This is a genomic window from Paraburkholderia sp. FW306-02-B (assembly GCF_058782725.1).
In genome coordinates this window covers 1,185,797-1,210,397 of sequence record NZ_JBYSXZ010000002.1, presented here as the reverse complement: position 1 = coordinate 1,210,397, position 24,601 = coordinate 1,185,797, and the positions used below count along the sequence as shown (strand labels likewise).

At 63.6% G+C, this 24,601-nt stretch carries 24 protein-coding genes; 6 read left to right on the top strand and 18 right to left on the bottom strand.

Features of this window, described 5'->3' with window-relative positions; all coding sequences use genetic code 11:
- Positions 1 to 41: 41 nt before the first annotated feature.
- A complete protein-coding gene (locus tag AC3WOG_RS26525) occupies positions 42 to 1,352 on the bottom strand; it encodes an MFS transporter (RefSeq protein ID WP_492580839.1) in 1,311 nt (436 codons plus the stop codon).
- A gap of 160 nt (positions 1,353 to 1,512) precedes the next feature.
- On the opposite strand from AC3WOG_RS26525, the gene AC3WOG_RS26520 reads away from it, so the two are divergent.
- Positions 1,513 to 1,740 carry a hypothetical protein gene (locus AC3WOG_RS26520; protein WP_492580838.1) on the top strand — a complete coding sequence of 76 codons (228 nt, stop codon included), beginning with the start codon at positions 1,513 to 1,515 and terminating at the stop codon, positions 1,738 to 1,740.
- 262 nt (positions 1,741 to 2,002) lie between these two features.
- On the top strand, positions 2,003 to 2,506 hold the full coding sequence (locus AC3WOG_RS26515; RefSeq protein ID WP_492580837.1) for a hypothetical protein: 504 nt from the start codon (positions 2,003 to 2,005) through the stop codon (positions 2,504 to 2,506).
- 49 nt (positions 2,507 to 2,555) lie between these two features.
- Here AC3WOG_RS26515 and AC3WOG_RS26510 read toward each other — a convergent pair whose 3' ends face one another.
- From AC3WOG_RS26510 to AC3WOG_RS26480, 7 genes are all read right to left on the bottom strand, one after another.
- Positions 2,556 to 2,948, bottom strand: a complete 393-nt coding sequence (locus tag AC3WOG_RS26510) for a YybH family protein (RefSeq protein ID WP_492580836.1) — start codon at positions 2,946 to 2,948, stop codon at positions 2,556 to 2,558.
- 124 nt (positions 2,949 to 3,072) lie between these two features.
- Positions 3,073 to 5,169 carry a transketolase gene (gene tkt / locus AC3WOG_RS26505; protein WP_492580835.1) on the bottom strand — a complete coding sequence of 699 codons (2,097 nt, stop codon included), beginning with the start codon at positions 5,167 to 5,169 and terminating at the stop codon, positions 3,073 to 3,075.
- Positions 5,170 to 5,297: 128 nt separating this feature from the next.
- Entirely contained in the window at positions 5,298 to 7,157 is a 1,860-nt protein-coding gene (locus AC3WOG_RS26500) for a TRAP transporter large permease (protein ID WP_492580834.1), read from the bottom strand.
- 4 nt (positions 7,158 to 7,161) lie between these two features.
- A complete protein-coding gene (locus tag AC3WOG_RS26495) occupies positions 7,162 to 8,205 on the bottom strand; it encodes a TRAP transporter substrate-binding protein (RefSeq protein WP_492580833.1) in 1,044 nt (347 codons plus the stop codon).
- Positions 8,206 to 8,363: 158 nt separating this feature from the next.
- Entirely contained in the window at positions 8,364 to 9,128 is a 765-nt protein-coding gene (locus tag AC3WOG_RS26490; protein WP_492580832.1) for an SDR family NAD(P)-dependent oxidoreductase, read from the bottom strand.
- Positions 9,129 to 9,211: 83 nt separating this feature from the next.
- Positions 9,212 to 10,210, bottom strand: a complete 999-nt coding sequence (locus AC3WOG_RS26485) for a transketolase family protein (protein WP_492580831.1) — start codon at positions 10,208 to 10,210, stop codon at positions 9,212 to 9,214.
- Complete coding sequence (locus tag AC3WOG_RS26480; protein WP_492580830.1) at positions 10,207 to 11,052, bottom strand: transketolase; 846 nt, start codon at positions 11,050 to 11,052, stop codon at positions 10,207 to 10,209. Before AC3WOG_RS26480 ends, AC3WOG_RS26485 begins: the two co-directional genes overlap by 4 nt.
- Before the next feature lie 196 nt (positions 11,053 to 11,248).
- Here AC3WOG_RS26480 and gcvA point away from each other — a divergent pair, with 196 nt between their 5' ends.
- Both gcvA and AC3WOG_RS26470 read left to right on the top strand, forming a co-directional pair.
- Positions 11,249 to 12,139: a transcriptional regulator GcvA gene (gene gcvA, locus AC3WOG_RS26475; RefSeq protein ID WP_492580829.1), complete on the top strand. Its 891-nt coding sequence runs from the start codon at positions 11,249 to 11,251 to the stop codon at positions 12,137 to 12,139.
- 4 nt (positions 12,140 to 12,143) lie between these two features.
- Positions 12,144 to 13,559 carry an aminotransferase-like domain-containing protein gene (locus AC3WOG_RS26470; RefSeq protein ID WP_492580828.1) on the top strand — a complete coding sequence of 472 codons (1,416 nt, stop codon included), beginning with the start codon at positions 12,144 to 12,146 and terminating at the stop codon, positions 13,557 to 13,559.
- A 56-nt stretch (positions 13,560 to 13,615) separates the two neighbouring features.
- On the opposite strand, the gene AC3WOG_RS26465 is transcribed toward AC3WOG_RS26470, so the two are convergent.
- Positions 13,616 to 13,804: a DUF2970 domain-containing protein gene (locus tag AC3WOG_RS26465; protein WP_492580827.1), complete on the bottom strand. Its 189-nt coding sequence runs from the start codon at positions 13,802 to 13,804 to the stop codon at positions 13,616 to 13,618.
- Positions 13,805 to 14,083: 279 nt separating this feature from the next.
- On the opposite strand from AC3WOG_RS26465, the gene AC3WOG_RS26460 reads away from it, so the two are divergent.
- Positions 14,084 to 15,871: a nitrite/sulfite reductase gene (locus AC3WOG_RS26460; RefSeq protein WP_492580826.1), complete on the top strand. Its 1,788-nt coding sequence runs from the start codon at positions 14,084 to 14,086 to the stop codon at positions 15,869 to 15,871.
- A complete protein-coding gene (locus AC3WOG_RS26455) occupies positions 15,868 to 16,263 on the top strand; it encodes a DUF934 domain-containing protein (protein WP_492580825.1) in 396 nt (131 codons plus the stop codon). The genes AC3WOG_RS26460 and AC3WOG_RS26455 overlap by 4 nt, the downstream gene beginning before the upstream one ends.
- Positions 16,264 to 16,414: 151 nt before the next feature.
- Here AC3WOG_RS26455 and AC3WOG_RS26450 read toward each other — a convergent pair whose 3' ends face one another.
- The 9 genes from AC3WOG_RS26450 to AC3WOG_RS26410 are packed head-to-tail and all read right to left on the bottom strand — an operon-like array spanning position 16,415 to position 24,599.
- Positions 16,415 to 17,536 (bottom strand): porin, encoded by a 1,122-nt coding sequence (locus tag AC3WOG_RS26450; protein ID WP_492580824.1) that lies wholly within the window; start codon positions 17,534 to 17,536, stop codon positions 16,415 to 16,417.
- Positions 17,537 to 17,538: 2 nt separating this feature from the next.
- Entirely contained in the window at positions 17,539 to 17,901 is a 363-nt protein-coding gene (locus tag AC3WOG_RS26445; protein ID WP_492580823.1) for a Rieske (2Fe-2S) protein, read from the bottom strand.
- Between the two features lie 12 nt (positions 17,902 to 17,913).
- The gene (locus tag AC3WOG_RS26440) at positions 17,914 to 18,777 is read right to left on the bottom strand and encodes an intradiol ring-cleavage dioxygenase (RefSeq protein ID WP_492580822.1); all 864 of its coding nucleotides are present in this window, start codon (positions 18,775 to 18,777) and stop codon (positions 17,914 to 17,916) included.
- Positions 18,778 to 18,785: 8 nt separating this feature from the next.
- Positions 18,786 to 19,880, bottom strand: a complete 1,095-nt coding sequence (locus tag AC3WOG_RS26435) for a branched-chain amino acid ABC transporter permease (protein ID WP_492580821.1) — start codon at positions 19,878 to 19,880, stop codon at positions 18,786 to 18,788.
- 9 nt (positions 19,881 to 19,889) lie between these two features.
- Positions 19,890 to 20,756: a branched-chain amino acid ABC transporter permease gene (locus tag AC3WOG_RS26430; RefSeq protein WP_492580820.1), complete on the bottom strand. Its 867-nt coding sequence runs from the start codon at positions 20,754 to 20,756 to the stop codon at positions 19,890 to 19,892.
- Positions 20,753 to 21,463, bottom strand: a complete 711-nt coding sequence (locus AC3WOG_RS26425; RefSeq protein WP_492580819.1) for an ABC transporter ATP-binding protein — start codon at positions 21,461 to 21,463, stop codon at positions 20,753 to 20,755. Before AC3WOG_RS26425 ends, AC3WOG_RS26430 begins: the two co-directional genes overlap by 4 nt.
- A 2-nt stretch (positions 21,464 to 21,465) precedes the next feature.
- Complete coding sequence (locus AC3WOG_RS26420; RefSeq protein ID WP_492580818.1) at positions 21,466 to 22,188, bottom strand: ABC transporter ATP-binding protein; 723 nt, start codon at positions 22,186 to 22,188, stop codon at positions 21,466 to 21,468.
- A 20-nt stretch (positions 22,189 to 22,208) separates the two neighbouring features.
- Entirely contained in the window at positions 22,209 to 23,498 is a 1,290-nt protein-coding gene (locus tag AC3WOG_RS26415; protein WP_492580817.1) for an ABC transporter substrate-binding protein, read from the bottom strand.
- Between the two features lie 42 nt (positions 23,499 to 23,540).
- The gene (locus AC3WOG_RS26410; protein ID WP_492580816.1) at positions 23,541 to 24,599 is read right to left on the bottom strand and encodes a maleylacetate reductase; all 1,059 of its coding nucleotides are present in this window, start codon (positions 24,597 to 24,599) and stop codon (positions 23,541 to 23,543) included.
- Positions 24,600 to 24,601: the final 2 nt, after the last annotated feature.

The following is a 24,601-nucleotide window of genomic DNA, read 5'->3' as shown; positions in this document are numbered from 1 at the left end:
CGATGAAAACTGCCGGCTAAACCGGCGGATTAGACCCTCGATTACGCCGGCGGCTGCGAAGCGTATGCGACACCCTCAGCCGGCGCCTGCTCGGGAAACCGGTTCAGCGCGACGAGCGTGAGCCCGGTCGCGGCCATCAGATACCACGCCGGGACCATCGGGTTGCCCGTCACATTGATGAGCCATGTGACGAAGAACGGCGAAAACCCGCCGAACACAACGACGCCAATACCGTAGATCACAGAAAGGCCCGCCGCGCGCCGATGCGGGGGAAAGGCCTCCATCATCAGCACCGAGTTCGCGCCGTCGTTGTTCACTGCAAGCGCGACGTACGCCGTGATGATGACGAGCGCGGCGAGGTCGCCCACGCCATGGGTCAGCATCCAGAAGACGGGCCATGCCGCCGCCATCGACGCCACGAAAAACAGGGACTGGAGCGTCTTGCGGCTCGCGAACCGGTCGGCGGCGCGCCCCATCAACGGGGTCACGACGAAGATCACGAGTCCCGAGAGACAGGCGGTCAGCAGGCTGATCGCCGGCGGCCGGTGCAGCGTTCGAACCAGATAGGACGGCATGTAGAACACGGTGACATAGATGCCCACCGAAGTCGCCGCTGTCATCAGAATGCCGCAGACGAGCGGGCGCGTGTGCTCGACGAACAGGCGGCCGGGATTCAGCCGTCCACCCGGCTGCCTCGGGGCCGCGGGCATACGGCGGCGCAGATACCAGCCAACCGGGCCGATCAGGCCGCCCAATACGAACGGAATGCGCCATCCCCAGCTCTGCATGGCCGCGGACGACAACAGCGTGGTGGTGCTCGCCGTGACCAGCGCGGCGGCGAATGCGGCGGCACCCTGGCTCGCGCCACGCCAGCTCACCATGAAACAGCGGTGCCGGTACGCGACCGACTCCATCAACGAGGCCGCCGCCGGCCCGATCTCCCCGCCTGTCGCGAGCCCCTGCATCAGCCGCGCGAGCACCATCAGCACCGCCGCTGCGGGACCGATCGACGCATAGGTGGGCAGGCACGCGATCAACCACGTGCCGAGCGTCATTAGCGTGAGCGACACGGCCATGCCGGCCTTGCGGCCGTGGCTGTCGGCGATGTGGCCGATCACGATCGCGCCGAGCGGACGCATCACAAAGCCGGCGCCGAAGGTCGCAAGCGAGAGCAGCAGCGATGACGCGGGGTTGCCGGATGGAAAGAAAAGGTTGCCGATCAGCACGGCCGAAAAGCTGTAAACCGTGAAATCGTACGCAACGAAGCCATTGCCGATCACGATCGCCACGACGATGCGCCTGAGTTCGGCGCCGGACAGGTTGGTTAGCTTGCCGGTGGCATTGTTGTGCATGGGCGCGGTCGAGGGGTTCGTTGTGGTGTTCAGGAAGATTGACGCAAGACGATGATCTTTCTGTTTTAACGGCCTTGGAAGTGGACGACTTTACGCCGCGCGCCAACAAAAGCGGATCGTGCTAGATTGCACTCACCACGCCTTCAACGGAGTTTCTCGCATGGATACCCGTTCAATTCTGGGCATGATTCACGCCGAAGAGGCTTTACTGGTCTCTATCGTACGGTCGCTGCCACCGGACATCAGGCGCAAGGTCGCCAACGATTTCCAGGAGCAGGTCGAACTCGCCGAGACGTCACACCTGATCCCGACAAGCGATCGCGAAACGAGCGACGCGTTCAAGGCCCATATCCGGAGACTGTCGATCATGCTGGCATCGCTGTCATAACGAAAAGCCGACTAACGGCTCGCTATCCCGACGGTCCGGCTGCCGAGTAGGTTGAAGCGGCGAGGATCGTCGACGGGGCGGTGAGTCGACGATTCCGGCGACACCCGCTCATACCCCATCCATATTGCTTCCCACCTCCTCAACCTAGGCGGCAACGAGGGCCACCGCACACTTCGCGAAAGCACAAATCCGGTGAATATGAGAGATTGTGACTTCCGACATGAAACGGCGAGCGACCAGACCAGGTCCTCACCCATCCGGCATGAAAACGCACCTTTGCATCGCTCTAGTCGCGCTAACTGCGCTGCGCGCGACTCTCTGGTCGACGGTAGCGCACGCCCATGCGCTTGACAGTCAGTTCGATTGCAAATCGAATCCCCACACTTTCATTACGTCGCTGGAGGATGGGCAATATATCGATTCGAAGCCGATGCGGGTCGAGCAAAATTCGGTCAACGCGTTTCGGCCGACCCACGGCAACGACCTGACGGTGTACGGGTTTCACGTCTATGCCGTTCTCGGTTACGAGCGGGACGACACTATCTTCAAGAAGGGAAGCGGCGATGCGATTGCAGTGCCCCTTTATGGTGCCGTGGTGTCGGGGCCGGTCGAGACAGTGGAAACACGCGTGCGCCAGGCCGGCAGCGACGCCGTTGTGCGTCAGGTCATTCCGATGTTACTCACGGCAATCGTCTGCGATGAGCATCAGGTCGGGCAGTCAACACATGAGACACATGAGACGCGTGAGACGCGTGAGACACGATAGACGCCGCACGAGCGTGCGCCAGGCACGGCAACTGCTATGCATGCGCGCGTCAGGTCTGCGCCGTCATCAGGTTGGCGTCGCGCACCAGCAGCCAGCGTCCGTCGGCTTCCTTGCGCAGAATCGTCAGCGTATACCCCGCGCGGCGCACCGCGGCTCCAGCGTCGGCGCCCGACGGCTTGATTGTGATGTCGAGACGGTTGCGCAGGAATGCCCAGTCACCGAGTACGTTGAGTTCCTGAATCTCGCTATGCGCGTCGATCTCGACTTGCGGCTGCGAACGGATGGCGGCGGCAAACGTTGCTTTGCCAAACGGCTCCTGCCCTGGAACCATGAACACGACATCGTCGGACATCAGGCTCAGCACGGTGGCGTAATCGCCATTTTTGCTCGCGCCAAGCCACGTGTCTACGAGGTTGCGAATCGCGCGTTCGTCGTCTGTCATGTCTCTCACCCTTTCATCAAACGTTCAAAAGACACGCTGAATATTGCACCAAGGTGGTCGGATAACCCATTGCAGCTTCGCATTGGCGCATTCGGTTGCGCCGCTTCCGGCTGAAGCGCCGGCTTCAGTCGCTGGCTCCAGCATACAGATGCCGCTTCGCTTCGGCGACAACATGCTTCGCCGTCATGCCGAAGTGTTCGTACAGCGTCTCGGCAGACGCTGAAGCACCGAAGCCGGTCATCCCTACAAAGCCGCCCCGCTCGCCCAGATAGCGGTCCCAGCCGAAACGCAGCGCAGCCTCGATCCCGACGCGCACGGTGCCGGGACCCAGAACCGCCACGCGATAGGCGTCGTCCTGCTCATCGAAGATTTCCCAGCACGGCATCGACACCACAGCGGTTGCTATGCCGTCGTCGTGCAACTGGCTACGCGCCTGCAATGCGAGTGCCACTTCCGAGCCGGTCGCGAGCAAGGTCACCACGCGCGGCCCGCCTTCCGCCTCGGCGAGCACGTAGGCGCCGCGTCGCGACAGCAGCTCGGCACTCTGTGTGCGGCGCACCAGCGGCAGCGCCTGACGCGCGAACACCAGCGTGCTCGGGCCGCGCCGATGTTCGAGCGCGAGTGTCCAGCACTCGGCCGCCTCCACCGCGTCGGCGGGACGCAGCACGCGCATGTTCGGCATCGCGCGCAACGAAGCGAGTATCTCGACGGGCTGATGCGTCGGGCCGTTCTTGCCGACGCCGATCGAGTCGTGGCTGAACACGAAGTGCACCGGCAAGCCCATCAGCGCGGCCATCCGCATCGCGGGCCGCTGGTAGTCGGAGAACGCCAGATAGGTGACGCTGGTCGCGATGACGCCGCCGTGCGCGGCCATGCCGTTGGCCATCGCACCCATCAGATGTTCGCGCACGCCGCAATGAACATAGGCGCCGCTGCGGTCCTCGGCGGTGAAGGCGTGCAATTGGCGCTTGTGTCCGGTGGGCGCTTCGAGATCGGCGCAACCGACCATGCGCTCCGGCAGCATCGGCACGAGCAGATCGCTGATCTCGCCCGACACCGCGATGCCGGGCTGCGGCTCGTCGCGCTCCGCAGCGCGTCGGCGGTAAGCGTTGAGTACATCTCGCCAGCCATCCGGCAACTGGCCGGCTTGAACACGCTCGAACTCGGCGCGCTGCGCGTCCGGCAACGCGGCTACGCGCGCTTTCCACGCGCGATGTTCCTGATCGTTGCGCCGTCCGGCCGCGCGCCACGCGCTCAATATTTCTTCGGGCACCTCAAATGGCGCATAGGGCCAGCCGAGCTGTTCGCGTGCCGCGTCGGCATCCGCCTGGAACAGCTTGCCGCTATGGCCGCCCCGCTGCCCTGCCAGCCGTGCAATGCCGCGGCCGATGATGGTCCGGCACGCGATCATCGACGGCCGCGGATCCATGCGCGCGATCGTCAGCGCCGCCGAGACCGCTTCGAGATCGTGACCGTCGACTTCGACGACATGCCAGCCGCCCACGCGGAACCGTGCGCAGACGTCTTCGCTGATCGATAGCGAGGTGCTGCCGTCGTCGGTAATCTGGTTATCGTCCCAGCACAGGATCAGCTTGCCCAGGCGCAGATGCCCGGCCAGCGAAATCATCTCCTGACCGATACCCTCCTGCAGACAGCCGTCGCCGACGAACGCGTACGTGTAGTGATCGACGAGTTCGCTGCCGAATTTTGCCGCGAGATAGGCTTCGGCGATCGCCATTCCGAACGCGTTCGCGATTCCCTGCCCAAGCGGACCGGTGGTGGCTTCGATACCGTGCGCCGGTTCGTATTCGGGATGCCCCGCGCAGTGCGAGCCGAGTTCGCGGAAGGTCTTGAGCTGGTCCAGCCCGATGGCCGCATACCCGGTCAGATACAGCAATGAATACAGCAACAGCGAACCGTGGCCGTTGGACAGCACGAAGCGGTCGCGGTCGGGCCAGGTCGGATCGGCGGGGTTGAATTTCAGATGCCGGGTGAACAGCGCGGTCGCGATTTCGGCCATGCCGAGCGGCACGCCCTGATGACCTTCGCCGGCGCGCAGAATCGCATCGATGGAAAGAAAGCGGATTGCGTCGGCTAGCGGCAACTGGGGCGCTTGCTCTTGAGATTGCGTTTGCGTTTGCGCTGCCGCGGCTTGCGGCGATGGCGTAATCGAAGCAAGCGAAGCAATCGGTGCAGCAGGCTGAGCTTCGGTAGTGGACATGACACAAGGCTCCTCAACGCCGTCCCGCGATGCGAGGCGGCGGCAATCAAAACGAACCAGAACGAACCAGAACGAATCAGGCGGAAGAAAACCGCGCCCATGCCGCAACAGCCGGGCACGTCAAAGGCTCAATGCAGGAATCCGGTCGAAATCCACGGCACCGCGGCGACCACGATCAGCCCGACCATCAGCGCGGCGATGTAGCCGAGAATCGGCTTCATGCCTTCGTCCGGATGGATCCGGCTGACCGCGCACGCCGAGTAGTAGCCGACGCCGAACGGCGGCGCGAACAGGCCCACGCCCATCGACAGGATCACGACCATCGCGTAATGCACATCGTGAATGCCCATCTGCCGCGCGATCGGAAACATCAGCGGGCCGAACAGCACGATCGCCGGGATGCCCTCGAGCACACTGCCGAGGATCACGAACACGCAGATCGACGCCGCCATGAACATCGCCGCGCCGCCAGGCAAGCCGCCCAAAGTCTGCGCGAGTTGGCCGGAGAAGCCCGATTGCGTCAGTGCCCACGCCATGCTGGTCGCCGCGCCGATGATCAGCAGGATCGCGCCGGACAGGGTCGCGGTATCGATCAACATCGGCTTCACGCGCGCCCATTCGAAACGGCGATAGATCAGGAGCCCCGCCAGTACCGCATACGCGATGCCGATCGTGGAGACTTCCGTCGCCGTCGCGATGCCTTCGACCACCGCCGCGCGGATCACGAACGGCAGCGCGAGCGCCGGAAACGCAATCACCAGCTTGCGAAGAATCTCGCCACGACTCGCGCGCTTCACCCCCGACAGGTCCTCACGCCGGTAACGCCACTGCACCACCGCGCACAGCGTGACCGCCAGCACGATGCCCGGCAGCATGCCGCCGGTGAAGAGCGCGGAGATCGACACGCCCGTCACCGAGCCGAGCGTAATCAGCACGAGGCTCGGCGGAATCGTTTCGGTCTGCGCGCCGGTCGCGGCCAGTAGCGCGACCAGATCGCCAGGTTTCGCGCCGCGTGCCTTCATCTCCGGAAACAGCACCGGCGCGACCGCCGCCATGTCCGCTGCTTTCGAGCCCGAGATGCCGGACACCAGATACATCGCCCCGACCAGCACATACGACAGCCCGCCGCGCACGTGGCCCAGCAGACTCGCGAGGAACGCGATCATCGCCGCGGCCATGCCGGTCATCTCGATCAACTGGCCGAGAAACACAAAGAGCGGCACCGACAACAGGATCAGATGCGACATGCCCTCGTCCATCCGTCCGACCACCACCGGCATCGGCGTGTTGGTCGTCAGCGCGAGGTAGCCGAAGGTGGCGAGCCCGAACGAGAAGGCGATCGGCACGCCGCTCAGCACACCGAGCGCTACCAGTCCGACAAAGAAGATCAGCAGGTTGAGATTGCCGAGATCGCGCAACAGCGGGCCGAGCGCGATAAAGCCGCCGATCAGCGCGCCGACCGTCGCAATGGCAGCCAGCGTCAGACGCCAGTTGCCCATGAGAGCAAGCCGCACCACGGCGACCAGCAACATCAGCGCCGACCCGACCGGCAACGCGGCGGCGCGCCACGAATTCGACAATTCGAGCGCCGGCGTGGTGATGAACGACTCGTCCTGCGCGAAGCTGATCGCCGGACCGATCACCATCGCGAGGAACGCGATCGGCGCGGCAATCGCGACCACATCGAGAAAAGCACGGACGCCCGGCGGCGCCATGCCGACCAGCGCCGTCATCCGCATATGCTCGCCGCGCCGCAACGCGATCACCGCGCCGAGCATCGCGAGCCACAGGAACAGCATCGACGCGAGTTCATCGGACCAGACCAGCGGCGCGTGCAGCAGGTAACGGCTCGTCACGCCGGCCAGCAGCACGACGATTTCCGCGAGCACCAGCAAGGCCGCGGGAATCTCCACCAGATGGCCGAGCGCCGAATCGAGCGCGCAGGCGAACCGATGCTGCGCCTCGTGCGAATAGGAGATCGTGATCATCGCCTTACCCCAGTTTCCCGACGGACTTCTCCAGCAGACCCCAGGCCTCGTCGCCGTATTTGGCCTTCCAGTCGTGGTAGAAGCTCGTCTTCGCAAGTGCGGCGCGGAACGCCTCACGGTCGACGTCGACGAAGGTAATGCCCTTCGTTTTCAGATCGTCGCGCAACGAGTTGCTCAACTTCGCGATGTCGGCGCGTTGCAGTAACGCGGCCTTTTCGAATTCGCGCGTGACGATCGCGCGGATGTCGGCCGGCAAGCGCTCCCACGCCGCGCGGTTGCCGAGAATCCAGTAGCCGTCCCACACGTGCGATGTGAGGCTGATGTACTTCTGCACTTCGTAGAGCTTGGCGGTGGCGATGATCGGCAGCGGATTCTCCTGGCCTTCGACCACGCCGGTTTGCAGCGCCGAATACAGCTCGTTGAAATTGATCGGCGCCGGTCCCGCTTCGAGCGCCTTGAACAGCGAGGTCAGCATCGGCGCTTGCGGGACGCGAATCTTGAACCCCTTCAGATCGGCCGGCGTGCGCAGCGCACGCGTCGATGAACTGATCTGCCGGAAGCCGTTGTCCCATACGCGGCTCACCGAAACGATGCCCGACTTGCCGATCTGCGCGCGGATGTAGTTGCCCAGATCGCCATCCATGGCCTTCCACACCGCGTCGTAGTCCTTGAACGCGAAGCCGGTGTTGACGATGCCGGCGGCGGGCGTCAGCGTCGCCAGAATCGACGATGCCTGGTTGAAGAACTCGACGCCGCCATTGCGTACCTGCGACAGCAGATCGGTATCGGAGCCGAGCTGGTTCTGCGGAAACAGCTTGATGTCGAGGCGGCCGCTGGTCGCTTCGCGGATGTGATTGATCGCCTCCTGGGCGCGGATGTTGACCGGATGGGTCGGGTCCTGGCCGGTCGCAAGCTTGTACGAGAACTCGGGGGCCGCCACGGCGCGCCGTGAGACGCTCCACAACGGCGCGGCGGCGGACAAGGTCGCGCCGGCCTTCAGAAAGGTGCGGCGGCTGATGCCCTTCGGGGCGTTCGAACGGGTAGTCATGGTGTCTTCCTCCAATCCTGGATCGCGCGTCGTTATGGTTTTCGAATCTGAACCATAGCGGCTGCACGTGTCGCGCGCCATGGCGTCCTGTTCTCTACTACCGGGTCTCCATCGCCGCCGTCGGCCTCCCGCCAGACGGCCCGTCCTGCCGCAGGTCGTCAGCCGTGAATCAGCATGCCGCCGTTCACGTCGATCACGGCGCCGGTGATATACGACGACAGGTCCGACGCGAGGAACAGGAATGCGCCGGCCACATCGTCGGGCACCCCCAGGCGATTGAGCGGAATGCCGGCGAGGATTTCGCCGCGCTTGTCGTCGCTGATCTTGCCGGCGTTGATGTCGGTCTGGATCAGGCCGGGCGTCACGCAGTTCACGCGAATGCCGTCGTTGCCGAGTTCGCGCGCCATCGCTTTCGCGAGCCCCAGTACGCCGGCCTTCGCCGCCGAGTAATGCGGGCCGCCGAGAATGCCGCCGCCGCGCTGCGCCGACACCGACGACATGCAGCCGATCGAGCCGCTCTTCTGCTTTTTCATCTGCGGGACGACCGCTTGCGACAGGTACAGCACGCCGCGCAGGTTGACGTCGAGGATACGGTCCCAGCTCTGCGGGTCGATGTCGAGCAGCCTGGCGGCCTGGGTGATGCCGGCATTGTTGATCAGCACGTCGATCGAACCGAAATCGGCGACGGTGCGTTCGACAGCGGCCTGACATGCGCCACGGTCCGTGACGTTGCATGCGTAGCCGCGATGCTCGGGCCCGATCGACGCGGCGGCTTCGACTGCCGCGGTTTCGTCGAGATCGAAGATGGCGACGCGCGCGCCGTGCGCGGCGAACTTGCGGGCGGTCGCCATGCCGATACCGCGCGGCGACGCGCCGCCGGAAATGACGGCGACCTTGCCGTCGAGAAGACGTGACTCTGACATGATGCGGATCTCCTGAATAGGGTGCTGATGGTTTGCTACGTTGTCCGATCTCGGCTATCGGCGACGACGCGTGTCAGCGGCCGCTATCGCAGCCAGCCTTTGATCGTGTCGCACATCGCCTGGGTGGAAATGCCGTAACGGTCGTGCAGGGTCGGCAGCGCGCCTGCATCGAGAAACGCGTCGGGCAGGCCGATCTGACGGAACGGCGGCGTCACGCCGTTAGTCAGCAGCACCGTGGCGACCGCCTCGCCCAGCCCGCCGATCACCGTATGGTTCTCCGCCACCACGACGAGGCGCCCCGGACGGCGCGCCTCGCGCAGCAGCGTGACGGTGTCGAGCGGCTTGATGGTCGGCACGTGCAGCACGCCCACGTCGACGCGATCGGCGGCCAGCGCCCTGGCTGTTTCCAGCGCGCGCATTGTCATGATCCCCGACGAGACGATCAGCACCTCAGCGCCGTCGCGCAGCAGTTTGGCCTTGCCGAGTTCGAACTGGTAATCGTATTCGTCGAGCACGACCGGCACGTTGCCGCGCAACAGCCGCGCGTAGACCGGCCCGCGATGATCCGCGATCGCCGGCACCATCTGCTCGATGTCGAGCGCGTCGCACGGGTCGATCACCGTCAGGTTCGGCATCGCGCGGAACAGCGCGAGATCCTCGGCCGCCTGGTGGCTCGGACCGTAGCCGGTCGTGAGCCCGGGCAATGCACAGACGATCTTGACGTCGAGGTCGTCCTCGGCAATCGCCTGATGGATGAAGTCATACGCACGGCGCGCCGCAAACACTGCGTACGTCGTCACGAACGGCTGCGCGCCTTCATGCGCCATGCCGGCGGCGGCGCCCATCAACAGTTGCTCGGCCATGCCCATCTGGTAATAGCGCTCGGGATATTCGTTCGCGAACAGATGCAGATCGGTGTATTTGCCGAGATCGGCGGTCATGCCGACCACTTCGGGCCGGTTGCGCGCCAGTTCGACCAGTGCGTGACCGAATGGGGCCGAGCGGGTGATCTGCCCTTCGCCCGCGATCGACGCGATCATCGCCGAGGTTTTCAGGCGCGGTTTCGGTGCGGCGGCGCTCATGCGTTTCTCCCGGCTTCCAGCGCCTGCAACGCGAGTTGCCACTCGTGCGCATCGACGCGAATAAAGTGGTTCTTCTCACGTGCTTCGAGAAACGGCACGCCACAGCCCATCCGCGTATCGCAGACGATCATCCGGGGTTGCGCTTCAGGATGCGTGCGTGCCGCATCGAACGCGGCGACCACCGCAGCGAGATCGTTGCCATCGATGCGCTGCACGAACCAGCCGAATGCTTCGAGCTTCTCGACAAGCGGTTCGAACGCCATGATCTTCGACGACGGCCCATCGGCCTGCTGGTTGTTGACGTCGACCATCGCGATCAGGTTGTACAACTGCCAATGGGCGGCAGACATGAGCCCTTCCCATACGGCGCCTTCGTCGAGTTCTCCATCGGAGAACAGCGTGTAGACAAACGCGTCCGAACCCTTGCGCTTCAGGCCAAGACAACGGCCGACCGCAATCGTCAGCCCTTGGCCGAGCGAGCCGCCGGACATTTCCATGCCGGGCGTATAGCTCGCCATGCCGGACATCGGCAGGCGGCTGTCGTCACTGCCATAGGTCTCCAGTTCTTCGTCGGCGATGATGCCGGCCTCGATCAGCGCCGCGTACAGCGCGATCGCGTAATGGCCGTTGGATAGCAGGAAGCGGTCGCGGCCTTCCCACTCGGGGTCGTCGGCGCGATAGCGCATGGCACGGAAGTAAGCGACCGCCAGCACGTCGGCGATATCGAGCGCCTGGCCGATATAGCCCTGCCCTTGCACTTCGCCCATGCGCAGCGCGTTGCGGCGGATCTGGTAGGCATGCTCCGCGAGTTTCGCGTACGGCGCGGTTTCGCTGGTGTTCACTGTTTGTCTCCTGTCGATCGGAGTTCGCGCTTTAGCGCGTTACTCCGGTCCCATGCAACATAGTTGCGCATGGGTCTCTTTGTTGCATGGGCCGCGTCGATGCCGCTGCCGGTGATTCAAGCGTAATCTCCCGCCCGCAAGCGCTCAAACGAATTAAGATGGTCGATGGATGAATTCAATTCACCTTGATGCTGCCATGCACAATCGCGTTACGCTCAAGTCGATACAGGCATTCGAAGCCGCCGCGCGGCTCTCGTCGTTCGCGCTCGCAGCAGAAGAACTGTTCGTGACACCCTCCGCCATCAGCCATCAAATCAAGCTGCTCGAAGAGCAATTGGCCATCCGCCTGTTTCATCGGCTGCATCGCACGGTGATCCTGACGGACTCCGGGCGGCAATACGCTGAGGAAATCACGTCGGCGTTCGCGCGAATCGACGCGGCGACCCGCGAGATCGGCCGGGTCGCGAAGAGCGACATCCTCACGATCCATTCCACGCCAAGCTTTGCGACCCAATGGCTGATGCCGCGCATCGCACGGTTCAGCGCGGCGCATCCGGATATCGATGTACGTTTGAATGCGTCGACAGAGGCGGTGAATCTGATCTCCGAGGCGGTCGATATCGACATCCGCTATGGGCTGCGCAAATTGCAGCCGGCCGGCACGATGGTGCTCGAATTGCCACCCGAGACGATCGTGCCGCTGTGCGCGCCGGCGCTGATGGCGAGCGAGCACCCGCTGCGCAGCGTGGCCGACTTGCAGCACCATCCGTTGATTCACAGCGAAGGTTGTCTGGTCGGCTGGCGTGACTGGATGCGTCAGCATCGCAAGACGCGGCTCGACATCAGCCGCGGGCCGCGCTTCGATCGCTCGTTCATGGCGATCAGCGCGGCGGTCGACGGGCTCGGGGTTTGCCTCGAGAGCCTGCTTCTCGCGCAACGCGAACTGGAAACTGGCCGGCTGGTGGCGCCATTCGGCTTTGAAGGATTAAACGTGCATGGATACACGCTGAACCTGTTGAAATCGCGGGCGGAATTGCCGAAGCTGCATAGCTTCCAGGATTGGCTGTTTGCAGAACTGGAGAAATGACAAAATGAAACGCTTCGAATTGCTGGCCACCACCATGGCCGACGAAATCCGCTCGGGTAGCCGTCCCGTCGGCTCTCGCATGCCCTCGCTGAGGCAACTCACGACGCAGCACGGCGTCAGCCAGTCGACCGTGTTTCGCGCCTACTATCTTCTTGAAGAGTTGGGCTTGATCCGGGCACGCGAGCGCTCCGGCTACTACGTGGCGCCGGGTGCAGCGCCTGAACAGCGGCAGACGCCACGCCCGCCTCCAGCGCTGGAGTCGGCCAGGGTCGAAATCAGCGACCTGGTCTTTTCGGTGCTCGAGGCGGCGAAGCACCCGGACATCGTTCCGTTGGGCTCGGCGTTTCCCTCTCCGCAGCTGTTTCCACTTCAGCGCCTCGCCAAATCGCTCGGGCATGCAAGCCGTTTGATCAGTCCGTGGAGTACGGTGGTCGACCTTCCCCCGGGAAACGAGCAACTGCGTCGCCAGATTTCGTTGCGGTACATGGGGATGGGCATTGCCCAGCCGATGGAGGAGATTGTCGTCACCAACGGCGCGCTGGAAGCACTCAACCTGTGTTTGATGGCGGTGACGCGTCCGGGAGACGTCGTGGCAGTCGAGTCGCCGGGGTTTTACGCGGCGCTGCAAGCTATCGAGCGCCTCGACCTCCGGGCGGTGGAGATTCCGGTCGACCCTGTTTCAGGCATCGATTTGCAGGCGCTGGCGGATGCCTTCGACAAGCACCCCATTCGGGCATGCTGGTTCATGACCAACTTTCAGAATCCGACCGGCGCGGCGATGTCGCACGAAAAGAAGAAAGCGCTGGTCGAACTGCTTGCCCAGCATGACGTGCCGCTCATCGAGGACGACGTGTACGGCGAGCTGTACCATGCGCCAACGTACCCTCTGCCTGCCATGGCCTTTGACAAGAAAGGGCTCGTGATGCACTGCAGTTCCTTTTCAAAGACGCTCGCACCCGGATACCGCATCGGGTGGGTAGCGGCAGGCCGTTTCGCCGACAAGGTGCAGCGCCTGAAGTTGATGACCACTTTATCGGCCAGCATTCCGGCCCAGGCGGGCATAGCGGATTATCTTCAGCACGGCGGGTACGACAAGCATCTACGGAAACTGCGCGGCTCGTTTCGCAGTCAGCTGGCCGCGATGGATACCGCGCTACGCCGCTGGATGCCGGACGATGCGCACTGGACGCGACCGTCCGGCGGCTATTTTCTGTGGGTTCGACTCCCATCGCGTGTCGATGCGATGACATTGCACCGCCTCGCGATAGAGAACGGTATCAGCATCGCACCGGGGCCGGTTTTCTCCGCGAGGCACGCGTTCCGGGACCACGTCCGTTTGAATTTCGGCCATCCGTGGAGCGACAGAATGGAGAACGCTGTCAAAACGCTGTGCTCGCTGCTTGAACGTGCCGGCGAATGAGCCAACGAGCCAATGAGCCGCGCATGACAGCTTCCCTGCCGGATACGTAGCACCCGTCAATGCGCCACGTTGACCGCAAGCTTCGCGAGGGCGAACAGCGTCGCGCCAAACCCGCCGGCGAGCACTACGGCGACTAGCGGCAACAAGGGCAGTTTGACGGCCGCCATGTCGGATTGATGCGAGGCGCCCCGGCGAACGCCAAAGAAACTCCACAGCACGATTCGCGTCATTTTCAACAGGTTCATGGCATCACCCTCTCAAGGCTGGATTGCTTCATCTCAAGCCATAGTTTGAACCGGGCAAACCATGCAAAACAGTAGCAGTTGCGAACAATTCTGACGCAGCAGTCTCCCCTCCCGCTATCGCCGGCAACAGCCGCGACCTCGCTCGCCATCTGCTAGCGCGTTTTAGTCGGCATCTGCTACTTTTCAGCAGCCGCCGCAGCCTCTATCTTTGCCTCCTGACCAGCCTTGGCCTCACGACGTTGAGTTTCATCGAAAGTGTGGCCGCGGACGCACCGGACCATGTATCAGTACACCGAGTTTGACAAATCATTCGTGCGCAGCCGCGCTGCGCAGTTTCGCGACCAGCTCGAACGTTGGCAGTCCGGGAAGCTCAGCGAAGACGACTTTCGCCCACTCCGTCTTCAAAACGGATGGTATGTGCAACGGCACGCGCCGATGCTACGCGTGGCTGTCCCGTACGGAGAGCTGTCGAGCGCGCAATTGCGCATGCTCGCCCGGATTGCGCGGGAATACGACGAACCCGAGGCCGAAATTTACCGGCTTGCCTGCGAGGCGCAAAGAAAGCTCGGAACCACCCACTTGCCGACGCACTACGCGCATTTCACCACTCGCACCAACGTCCAGTTCAACTGGATTCCCCTGTCAAAAGCAGCGGACGTGATGGACCTGCTCGCAAGCGTTGACATGCATGGCATTCAGACCAGCGGCAATTGCATCCGCAACATTTCCTGCGACGAGCGCGCCGGCGTCGCCCCGGACGAAATCGCCGACCCGCGGCCCTTTGCTGAAATCATGCGTCAATGGACGACGCTGCATCCCGAGTTCGCGTTTCTTCCGCGCAAGTTCAAGATTGCCATCACTGGCGCGACCGAAGACCGGGCCGCGACGGATTGGCACGATGTCGGTCTGCGGCTGCTGAAAGATGACGCAGGCGAACTGGGCTTTCGGGTGACAGTCGGTGGCGGGATGGGCCGCACACCAATGATCGGCGTGGTGCTGCGCGACTTTTTGCCGTGGCATCAAATCATGAACTACATCGAGGCGGTGGTGCGGGTCTATAACCGCTACGGCCGGCGCGACAACAAATACAAGGCTCGCATCAAGATTCTGGTCAAGGCCGAGGGTCAAGGATATATCGACGAGGTAGACGAGGAGTTCCGCCAGATCGTCGAACGCGACGGTGGTCCGCACACCATCCCTCAAGCCGAAATGGACCGCGTCAGTGCGTCGTTCGTGCCGCCTGGTCTGAACAGCCGGATACGCCGACACGACGAGAGCGTCAGTTCGGATCTGCGTGCGCAAGCGGAGGCCCATCCGCGTTTCGGCCGTTGGCTGCGGCGCAACGTGGCGGACCACAAGCATCCGGCGATGCGCGTTGTCACGCTGTCGTTCAAACGCCTGCTTCAGGCGCCTGGCGACGCCTCCGCCGATCAGCTCGAGGTGGTCGCCGAGCTGGCCGAGCGTTTTTCCGCAGGAGAAGCGCGCGTGACGCATACGCAAAACATCGTACTGCCCTGGGTTCATGTCGACGACCTGTTCCTGCTCTGGAAAGCGGCTTGCGACGCAGACCTCGCCAGCGCGAACGTCCATCTGCTCACCGATATGATTGCGTGCCCCGGCGGCGATTTTTGCGCGCTCGCCAACGCACGTTCGATTCCCATTGCGGAGGCGATTACCGAACGATACCAGGACCTGGATGAACTCGACGACATTGGCGAGGTCGACCTGCACATTAGCGGCTGCATCAACTCATGCGGCCACCATCACAGCGGTCACATCGGCATTCTCGGCGTCGACAAGGACGGACAGGAGTGGTATCAGGTGACGCTCGGCGGTTCGGACGGCAAATCCTCGAGCGGCGCGGCGCAGCCTGGAAAGGTCATCGGCCCGTCATTCTCCGCCTCTGAGGTGCCTGACGTTATCGAGGCGATTCTCTCAACCTACCGCGATATCCGGAACACAGACGGAACACGGGAGACGTTTATTCAAACCTTGAAGCGCGTCGGACTGGAACCGTTCAAAGCAGCAGCCAACGACGCTCGCTGGAAGGCGGAGGTTTCTCTGTGACAAACGGTACTCGCCTGCGAATTTTGACGGCAACAGAACATCTCGCCGACGGCGTCACAACCCCGCTTCGGCTCGGCAACGACGCTGACCCGATGGCGCTTGCCGACCAGATTGAACAGATTGCGCGCATCGACCTGCACTTCCCTCACTTCACCGACGGACGCGCGTACAGCCAGGCCTATCTCCTGCGCCGCAGGCTCGGATTCAGGGGCGATTTACGCGCGACTGGCGACGTCCTGATAGACCAGCTCGTACAGATGGAAAGAACTGGATTTTCGAGCGCGGTGCTGAAAGAGGGTGTCGACCCGGCCGACGCGAAACGGCAGTTCGAACGTTTCCCCGGGTTCTACCAGGCCGACGCTGCAGAGACTCCAACGGAATCTAAAACCTGAATCGCTGAACCCGGCGGGTCCTGACCGGTTACCGGGAAGCCGGCTGTCGTTTTCACGTCTGCCCACTCAGCCGTTTACGAAAATGAGCAGGTCAGGCGCTTAACGCGCCCGCCCATCTGCTCTCCGCTGCGCGGCCTTTTTCAACCAAACCTCAGAAACTCGTGCGCAAACCAATCCGCGCGAGCGTCTGCGACCGGTTGCTCGCCGCGCCGTCCGGTTGCAGCAAGCCGTTGATCCACGCCCGCGTCACGGCCGCATCACCGCTCGCGCGCTGATAGATCGCTTCGACATACGCGGTGGTGCGCTTTGAAAAGCTGTACTGCAGCGCCGTCGTGATCTGTTGCGCCTTGTTGTTCAGAAGCACGTCGTTACCTTTCATGTACGCATAGTCGAGGCCGAGCGTCCACGGCCCGGAGATCGTCCACGACGCGCCGCCCTTGTACACATCGATTTTCGCGCCGCTCGCGGTATTTTTGGTGTTCGTGTACAGCAACATCCCCAGTACGCTACCGAAGTTGTAGTGCGCGCCAAAGCCGAAATTGCGAATGCCGTCGTGACCGTTGCCAAGTTGCGGGTACTTCACCTCGACATACGCCGCCCCGACTCCGAATGGACCGTTCGCATAGTTCGCGCCGAAGCTCATCGTCGAGTCTGAGGAGAACGAGCCGGGCACGCCGCCGAATCCATAGAGCGCCCCGAACGTGAAACCCGAGAGATCCGGGCTGCGGTACTTGACCGAATTCGCCACGCGGGTCGCGCCCGCCATCCGGTCGAAATCGAACGATCCGGTCGGATTGTCCGGTACGCCGAGTGCGGTAAACGGCCCCTGACGAAAATCGTAGATACCGCCGAACAGGAACGCGCCGTCATAGAGCCCGAGCGTCAGCGTCTCGAACATGAAGTCGTACTGGTTGCCGAATGTGAGCGAGCCGAAGCGGTCGTTGGCAAGTCCAACCAGGGCCGTGCGGTTGAAAATCTGTCCCGCACCTGGAATTGTCGCGCCGTTGCCCAGATCGAATTGCGACGTCAGTTCGAAGATCGCCTTGTTGCCGCCGCCCAGGTCTTCGCTGCCTTTGAAGGTCAGCAGATCCGGCGACAGCACGCCGCTGTCGAACAGTGTCGCAGCGCCGCCATGCTGGTTATTCACATACGTGACACCCGCATCGATCACGCCGTGCAGCGTCACGCTGCTTTGCGCGCTTGCGATGCCGGGCGCGATGAATGCAAACGTGCAGCCCGCTATCGCCAGGCGCTTTGGCTTCGTTCTCTTCATGCCTATCTCCTCCAGTCGTTGTTGAATATCTGTCGTTGTTCGATGCGAATGGCAACCGGCGTGAGCGCCGCGCCCTGACAAGGGCCGTCGATGCACAGACCGTCTTCGAAGCGGAACATCGCGCTGTGATGCGCGCACATCAGTAATTCGGCGTCGTAGGCCCAGAAGGTGTTCGGCTCGTAGTTCAGCGGAATCGAAAAGTGCGGGCACATGTTGCGATAGGCCCAGACCTCGTCGCCGCGGCGCAACACAACGACGCCCGGCGCACCGGCTTGCTCGGCGGCAATTTCAAGCGCGCCGCCGTCAGGAATGTCGTCTAGCGCGCACAGGAAGTCCGCCCGGGATTCGGGACTCGCCGCGTTCATCGCCTGGCCTCCTCATACACGCCGCTGAGATAGCACGAAGTCGCGCTGGACTTCGAAGAACGGGCTCGGCAAGTCCCACTCTTTTGCGGCTGCCGCGTTATCGTTTGGCACGTAGTCGATCACGAGCGACGGCTTCGCGCCGAACACCGCGTCGGATTCGACGTACGGGTCACCGGCGGAATACAGCGCGGTCGTCAGCGTGTCGTACCCGGGCGCCTCGATCAGGAAGTGAACGTGAGCGGGCCGCATCGGATGACGCCCGGTCGCCATCAGCATCTTGCCGACCGGACCGTCGGTCGGAATCGGATAGCTGGTCGGTTTGATGGTTCTGAACGCGTATTCGCCGTTCGGCCCCGAGCGGAATTTGCCGCGCAGATTGCTCTCGGGCTGATCGGGGTCCTGGCCTTCGTACATGCCGTTGTTCGCCGTTTCCCATACTTCGATTAGCGCTCCGGCCACCGGCGCGCCACGGTCGTCGACGAGACGGCCGTGAATCAGCGCCGGCTCGCCTTCCGTGCGCGCGATGTTGGCGCCGAAGGCTTCATCCCTTGCGCCTTCGCGATAGAACGGGCCGAGCAGGCTGCTCTCGGTGGTGTCGCCTTCGCGAACGTGGTTGATCGCATCGACCATGATCGACAGGCCGAGCGTGTCCGACAGCAGGATGAATTCCTGGCGGATGCCGCTGCACTTGTCGCCGGTGGCGGTGAGAAACTCGATGCCGCGGCGCCATTCGTCGCCGGTCAGTTCGACCTCGCCGGCAAACGCGTGCAGGTGTTTGACCAGCGCGCTCATGATCTGCTTCAGGCGCGGATCGGTGCAGCCGGCAAACGTCTTGAGCACGTTCTGCGTCAGCGGGTGGATGGTTTCGTCGTTCATAGTCGACCTCATGCACGGTGGGGAGCCGACGGCGCTTCGACTGAATCGGCCGAAACGCCGTCATGCAAAGCTTGCTGCGATGAGCCCGTGTCGACAAACACGACACGCCGGCCCACAGGGAACAATTGCAGACCGTAGCGGCGTGATACGAAGCCCCACAGGCCCTGCGGGAAAAACATGGTCACGACAATCGCCAGCGCGCCGAGTCCGATCAGATACCAGCTGCCGAAATCGGACAGGAACCGGTTCAGCACGAAGAAAATCAGCGCGCCGACGATCGGTCCTTCGAGCGTGCCGAGACCGCCGATCATTACGATAAAAATACCGAACGCGGTCCAGTTCACCGAGAACGCGGCGTCGGGCGAAATGCGCAGGTTGCCGACGAAGTACAGGCCGCCCGCCAACGCCGTGCCGCACGCGGACACCAGATAGACGATCAACCGCGCGCGCTTCACATCGACACCCTGGCTGCTGGCCGCCACCGCGTTGTCGCGCATCGCGGTCAACGCAAGACCGGCTTTCGAGCGCAGAAACAGATACAGCAGTCCGATCGCCGCCGCGACGATGGCAAGCGCAAGCCACAGCGTCAGCGATTCGCGCAGTGCACGCGGCACGTCTTGCAATGCGGTCAGGCTGGTGCCCGAACCGCCGCCGAGCACCGAGACGTTCGCCACTGTCAGCCGGAACACTTCAGCGATCACCCAGGTGCCGATCGCGAAGTAGCCGCCTTCGAGCCTGAACGCCACCATCGACACCGGAATCGCCGCCACCGTCGCAATCACAGCCGCAATCGGCACCGCGATAAACGGCGAGATCCCGCAATAGTTGGCGAGAATCAGCATCCCGTAGCCGCCGATGCCGAAGAACGCCTGCTGCCCGATCGACACCATCCCGCCGTACCCCGCCAGCAGGTTCCACATCAGCGCGAACACCAGATACGACGCGAGCTGCACGAAATCGCGCATCGCATCGCGCCCGGCCCACCATGGCGCGCTCGCTACCGCCAGCGCGACGATCAGCAGCACGATTACCGCTACCCGGCTCGCGCGGGTCGCGCGCCGCACTTCGAAGCCCGTTGCGGGCGTATTCAAATGCATGATCATGTCGAGCCTCTATGCGGTTTTGGGCAGCAAGCCCTGCGGCCGGGCCACCAGCACGCCGAGAAACACCACGTGACCGAGCCAGATGCCCCAGCCGGGATCGAAATAAAAACCCACCTGCTGCGCAACGCCGAGTGCCATGCCGCCGACGAAGGTGCCCCAGAAAGAACCCATGCCGCCGATGATCACCGCTTCGAACGCGTACAGCAGCAACGCCGGGCCATCGGTCGGCGAGACCGCGGTGCGCATCGAATAGAGCGCGGCGGCCACCGCGATCAGCACGAACGCGATGCCCATCGCCAGCGCATAGGTGCGGCGGTACGAGACGCCCATCAGTTGCACGATCTCGCGATCGTCGGAGGTGGCGCGAAACGCGCGGCCGAGCAGCGTGCGGCCGAACAGCCACTGCATGGCGAAAGCCAGAGCGGCGGTGACGACCAGGGTGACAAGCGGCAGATAGCCCAGCGTGATGCCGCCGGCGAGCGTGATGCTTTTCGACTCGAAGCTGCCGGTAGCAACCGAACGCGGATCGGCGGAGAACACCTGTTGCAACACGTTCTGGATCACGATCGACAAGCCGAACGTGACGATCAAGGAAGGCAGCGGATCGCGGCTGCTGACCCGGTTGAGGATCGTGTACTGCACCGCATAACCCGCGCCGAACGCGATCACGAGCAGCAGCACCAGCGCGACGGCGAGCGGCAGATGCGCGTAGTTCGTTAGCACGAACAGCACAAACACCAGCAGCACGATAAAGTCGCCGTGCGCCGTGTTGGTGAGCCGCATCACGCCGAACACCAGCGACTGCCCCATCGCAAAGAGTCCGTACAGCGCGCCGAGCAATACGCCCTGCACGACGATATTGATGAACGTAGTCATGCGACCGCTCCAAAATACGCTTGCGTGATTGCCTCGTCCGACACGTCGGCCGATACACCCGCCAGCGACACGCGTCCTTCCTGGAAGCAATAGAAGCGCGACGATACGCGGCGCGCCAGCTGCACGTCCTGCTCGACGACGATCGCGCTCATGCCGTCCGCGACGATCGCGGGCAACGCCGCGTAGATCTCGCGCACGATCACCGGCGCGAGGCCGAGCGAAAGTTCGTCGCACATCAGCAGATCGGGATTGCTCATCAGCGCACGGCCGATCGCGACCATCTGCTGCTGGCCACCCGACAATGCAGTGGCCGCGTGGTAACGGCGCTCCTGCAACGCCGGGAACAGCGCGTAGACGCTTTGCAGATTCCAGCGCCCCGGCCGTTTGCTGTAGGCGCCGAGCAACAGGTTTTCTTCGACGGTCAAGCTCGCGAACAGGCGTCGGCCTTCCGGCACCAGCGCGATGCCCTTGCCGACGATGTTCGCCGCCGCCGCGCCGCCGATCGCCTCGCCGCAGTACAGGATCTGTTCGGCAGTGCGCGTGCGGAGCAGACCCGCCACCGATTTCAGAAAGGTCGATTTGCCCGCGCCGTTCGAGCCGATCAATGCGATCACCTCGCCGGGCGCGACCGTCACGTCGACCCCGAACAGCGCCTGGAAGTCGCCGTAAAACGCGCTCAGCGCGCGTGTTTCCAGTAATGCCGACATGGTCATGCCTCCAGTCCGAGGTACACGCGCCGCACTTCGGGATCGTCCATCACGGCGGCGGGCAGCCCCTCGGCCAACCGTTTGCCGAAGTTGATGACGAGCAGCCGGTCGGCTACCGCGAGCAGCGCATGCACGACGTGTTCGATCCACACGATCGTCACGCCACGCTCCTTGACGCGGCGAATCTCGTCGACGAGTTCGTGCGTTTCGGGTTCGGTGAGGCCGCCGGCGATCTCGTCGAGCAGCAGCAATTGCGGCTGTGTCGCGAGCGCGCGGGCCAGTTCGAGGCGTTTTCGATCGAGCAGCCCCAGCGTGCCGGCCAACTGGTTGGCGCGGGCTTTGAGGCCGGTGCGTTCGAGCACGTCGATGCAGACGTCGTAGGCGGCGTGCTCAGCCAGTTCGCCGCCGAAGGTCGCGCCGACCAGCAGGTTTTCGAACACCGTCATGCCGCCGAACGGCCTCGGCACCTGATACGAGCGGCCGATCCCCGCGGCGCAACGGCGATGCGGCGGCAAGTGGTTCACGTCCGCGCCGTCGAATTCGACGCTGCCCTGGTCGGGCCGCACGTCGCCGCTGACGAGATTGAACAGCGTGGTCTTGCCGGCGCCGTTCGGGCCGAGGATGCCGTACGTCTCGCCGCGTTCGACTGCGAAGCTGATGTCGTCGGTCACCTGCAGCGCGCCGTAGCGCTTCGACACGCCGGTTAGTCTGAGAACTGGGTTCATCGCCGCTCTCCGCTATGCATTCACGCGATCAGCTTGAGCGGGCCGGACAGCGGCACGCTCGGCGCGAGCTGGTTGTTCACGATCGCGAGATCGAAGCGGTGCTTCTGTCCCTTCACCCACTGCCCGCCCACCAGCGGCGTCTTCGCGACATTCCTCACCGGCCCGCTGCCCCACGCGACATGGCCGACCAGCGTGTCGAGCCTGGTCGACGCCACTGCATCGCGGATCGACTCGTTCGAATCGATATCCTTCGCGCGCTTTAACGAATCGACCGCGATTTCGAACAGCGCGTGCGCGAAGCCGATCGGCTGGGTCCATTGTTTCGACGTCACGCGCTCGTAATCGTCGGCGAGTTGCCGCGCGCTTTGGCCCGTCAGCGACGACTTGAACGGATGCGACGGCGACCACCACACCTCGGTGGAAAGACCCTCGCCGAGATCGCCGAGCGCTTCGATCGAGGTCGGGAACAGCAGCGCCTTGCCGATCGAAATCACTTTGGGTTTCAGGCCTTGCTGACGCGCCTGAACGAGGAAGTTCTTCGCATCGGGCGGGATCACGACGCCCGTGACGATCTGCGCATTCGCCTGCTTGAACGACGAAATCTGTGCGGAGAAGTCCTGCGTCATGCTCTGGAAGCGCCCCGGGTCCTTCAGCGTGAAGCCCTTTTGCGCGAGCACCGGCGGAAAGCCGAGCTTCGCGTCGCCCCACGCATTGCCGTCGCCGTCGTTCGGAAACAGGCCGCCGACGCTGTGATTCGTCTGCACCGATTGCCACATGCCGGTGTAGACGGCGATCACGTCCTCCAGTCCCCAGAAGAAGTGATAGGTAAAGCGGAAGCCCTTCTTCGGATCGCCCTTTCTGCCAAAGAACCATGGCTGCCACGGCACCACCGTCGACACGCACGGCATCTCGTTCAGCTCGCACGCATCGCTGACCGGATTCGCGGTCTCGGGCGTGCCGGACACCAGCATGATGTCGACCTTGTCCTTGAGGATCAGATCGTTCGCCACTTCGCCGGCGCGATTCGGATTCGACTGGCTGTCCTTGACGACAATCGACACCGGATACGTTTTGCCGCCGATCACGATGCCGTTTTTCAGCGCGGTCTGCATCTGCTGGATCGTGAAGCGGTCCGCTTCGCCGAACGGCGCGAGCGGTCCGGTTTGTGGCGAGACGTAGCCGATTTTCAGCGTGCGCGAGCCGGCAGCGAAGACGAGCGGCGAGAACGCCGAGGTCGTCGCGGCGAGCGCGCCGCCCGCCGCGAGGGTGACGAAGCGGCGGCGCTTCGCATCGAAGGAATGTGCGTCCATGATTGTCTCCTGAATTTTTTTGTATGAGTGGGATCGAGCGCGCTAGTCCGGTCGTCGCCCGTCGAAGGCGGCTTCAAGCAACGCGCGCAACGGGATGCGTTCGACCGGCCGCGGATTCCAGTAGGGGTTCTTTAATGCGAGATCGACCGCGACGTCGAGATCGGCTGCGGTGAGGCCGATGTCTTTCAGCGCGGTGGGCGCGCCGTGATCGCGTGCGAGGTCGAACACGGCATGCGCGGCATCGCCGGCATGCAGCGCGCGAGCGATACGCTGCATCGCATCCGGTGCGGCTTCGCGGTTATAGGCGAGCACGTGCGGCAATACGATCGTGTGCGTCTCCGCGTGCGGCAGGTTGAACGTGCCGCCGAGCGTATGGCACAGCTTGTGATGCAACGCCATGCCGACGCTGCCGAGTACCGCGCCGCATAGCCATGCGCCGTACAGGCAGTCGCCGCGAGCGGCAAGATCGTCAGGCTGCTGCATCACACGAGGCAGCCCCTGCCCGAGCGCGCGGATGCCCTCTTCCGCCATCAGCGCGATGATCGGATTCGCGTCCTGCGCGTAGAGTCCTTCCGCCGCATGCGCGATCGCGTTGATGCCGCTCGTCAGCGACAACCCAGGCGGCAGCGACATCGTCAACGCCGGGTCGTAGATCACCGTCTTCGGCAGCACGCGCGGATCGCGGCCGGTCTTTTTGACGCCGCCCTCGGTGAGGCCGTAAATCGGCGTCATCTCGGAGCCTGCGTAGGTGGTCGGAATCGCGATGATCGGCAGCGAGGTTTCGAGCGCGATTGCCTTGCCGAGACCGGTCGTCGAACCGCCGCCTATCGCGATCGCGCAATCGGCGCCGACCTGCGCGGCGAAGTCGCGTGCCGCGCGAGCCGTTTCGATGGGCACGTGCATCACGGCTTCGGCGTAGACGCCCGCCGCCCGCGAGCCGAGGCTTGCGGCCAGTGCTTCGGCCTGCGCACGCTGTTGCGGCGTGGACAGCACGATCGCCCGCTTCGCACCCAGCAAACCGATCTCCCGATCGAGCTGGTCGAGACTGCCCGCACCGAAGATCACGCGTGACGGCAAGCCGTTGTAGATGAACGGTTCCATGG

Excerpts from the sequence above, each read along its gene's own strand:
- AC3WOG_RS26460 (WP_492580826.1), top strand. The coding sequence starts at position 14,084 with ATGTATCAGTACACCGAGTTTGACAAATCATTCGTGCGCAGCCGCGCT.
- AC3WOG_RS26420 (WP_492580818.1), bottom strand. The coding sequence starts at position 22,188 with ATGAACCCAGTTCTCAGACTAACCGGCGTGTCGAAGCGCTACGGCGCG.
- tkt (WP_492580835.1), bottom strand. The coding sequence starts at position 5,169 with ATGTCCACTACCGAAGCTCAGCCTGCTGCACCGATTGCTTCGCTTGCT.
- AC3WOG_RS26450 (WP_492580824.1), bottom strand. The coding sequence starts at position 17,536 with ATGAAGAGAACGAAGCCAAAGCGCCTGGCGATAGCGGGCTGCACGTTT.
- AC3WOG_RS26445 (WP_492580823.1), bottom strand. The coding sequence starts at position 17,901 with ATGAACGCGGCGAGTCCCGAATCCCGGGCGGACTTCCTGTGCGCGCTA.
- AC3WOG_RS26425 (WP_492580819.1), bottom strand. The coding sequence starts at position 21,463 with ATGTCGGCATTACTGGAAACACGCGCGCTGAGCGCGTTTTACGGCGAC.
- AC3WOG_RS26500 (WP_492580834.1), bottom strand. The coding sequence starts at position 7,157 with ATGATCACGATCTCCTATTCGCACGAGGCGCAGCATCGGTTCGCCTGC.
- AC3WOG_RS26440 (WP_492580822.1), bottom strand. The coding sequence starts at position 18,777 with ATGAACGACGAAACCATCCACCCGCTGACGCAGAACGTGCTCAAGACG.
- AC3WOG_RS26465 (WP_492580827.1), bottom strand. The coding sequence starts at position 13,804 with ATGAACCTGTTGAAAATGACGCGAATCGTGCTGTGGAGTTTCTTTGGC.
- AC3WOG_RS26415 (WP_492580817.1), bottom strand. The coding sequence starts at position 23,498 with ATGGACGCACATTCCTTCGATGCGAAGCGCCGCCGCTTCGTCACCCTC.
- AC3WOG_RS26525 (WP_492580839.1), bottom strand. The coding sequence starts at position 1,352 with ATGCACAACAATGCCACCGGCAAGCTAACCAACCTGTCCGGCGCCGAA.
- AC3WOG_RS26485 (WP_492580831.1), bottom strand. The coding sequence starts at position 10,210 with ATGAGCGCCGCCGCACCGAAACCGCGCCTGAAAACCTCGGCGATGATC.
- AC3WOG_RS26435 (WP_492580821.1), bottom strand. The coding sequence starts at position 19,880 with ATGATCATGCATTTGAATACGCCCGCAACGGGCTTCGAAGTGCGGCGC.
- AC3WOG_RS26490 (WP_492580832.1), bottom strand. The coding sequence starts at position 9,128 with ATGTCAGAGTCACGTCTTCTCGACGGCAAGGTCGCCGTCATTTCCGGC.
- AC3WOG_RS26430 (WP_492580820.1), bottom strand. The coding sequence starts at position 20,756 with ATGACTACGTTCATCAATATCGTCGTGCAGGGCGTATTGCTCGGCGCG.
- AC3WOG_RS26495 (WP_492580833.1), bottom strand. The coding sequence starts at position 8,205 with ATGACTACCCGTTCGAACGCCCCGAAGGGCATCAGCCGCCGCACCTTT.
- gcvA (WP_492580829.1), top strand. The coding sequence starts at position 11,249 with ATGCACAATCGCGTTACGCTCAAGTCGATACAGGCATTCGAAGCCGCC.
- AC3WOG_RS26410 (WP_492580816.1), bottom strand. The coding sequence starts at position 24,599 with ATGGAACCGTTCATCTACAACGGCTTGCCGTCACGCGTGATCTTCGGT.
- AC3WOG_RS26470 (WP_492580828.1), top strand. The coding sequence starts at position 12,144 with ATGAAACGCTTCGAATTGCTGGCCACCACCATGGCCGACGAAATCCGC.
- AC3WOG_RS26520 (WP_492580838.1), top strand. The coding sequence starts at position 1,513 with ATGGATACCCGTTCAATTCTGGGCATGATTCACGCCGAAGAGGCTTTA.
- AC3WOG_RS26510 (WP_492580836.1), bottom strand. The coding sequence starts at position 2,948 with ATGACAGACGACGAACGCGCGATTCGCAACCTCGTAGACACGTGGCTT.
- AC3WOG_RS26515 (WP_492580837.1), top strand. The coding sequence starts at position 2,003 with ATGAAAACGCACCTTTGCATCGCTCTAGTCGCGCTAACTGCGCTGCGC.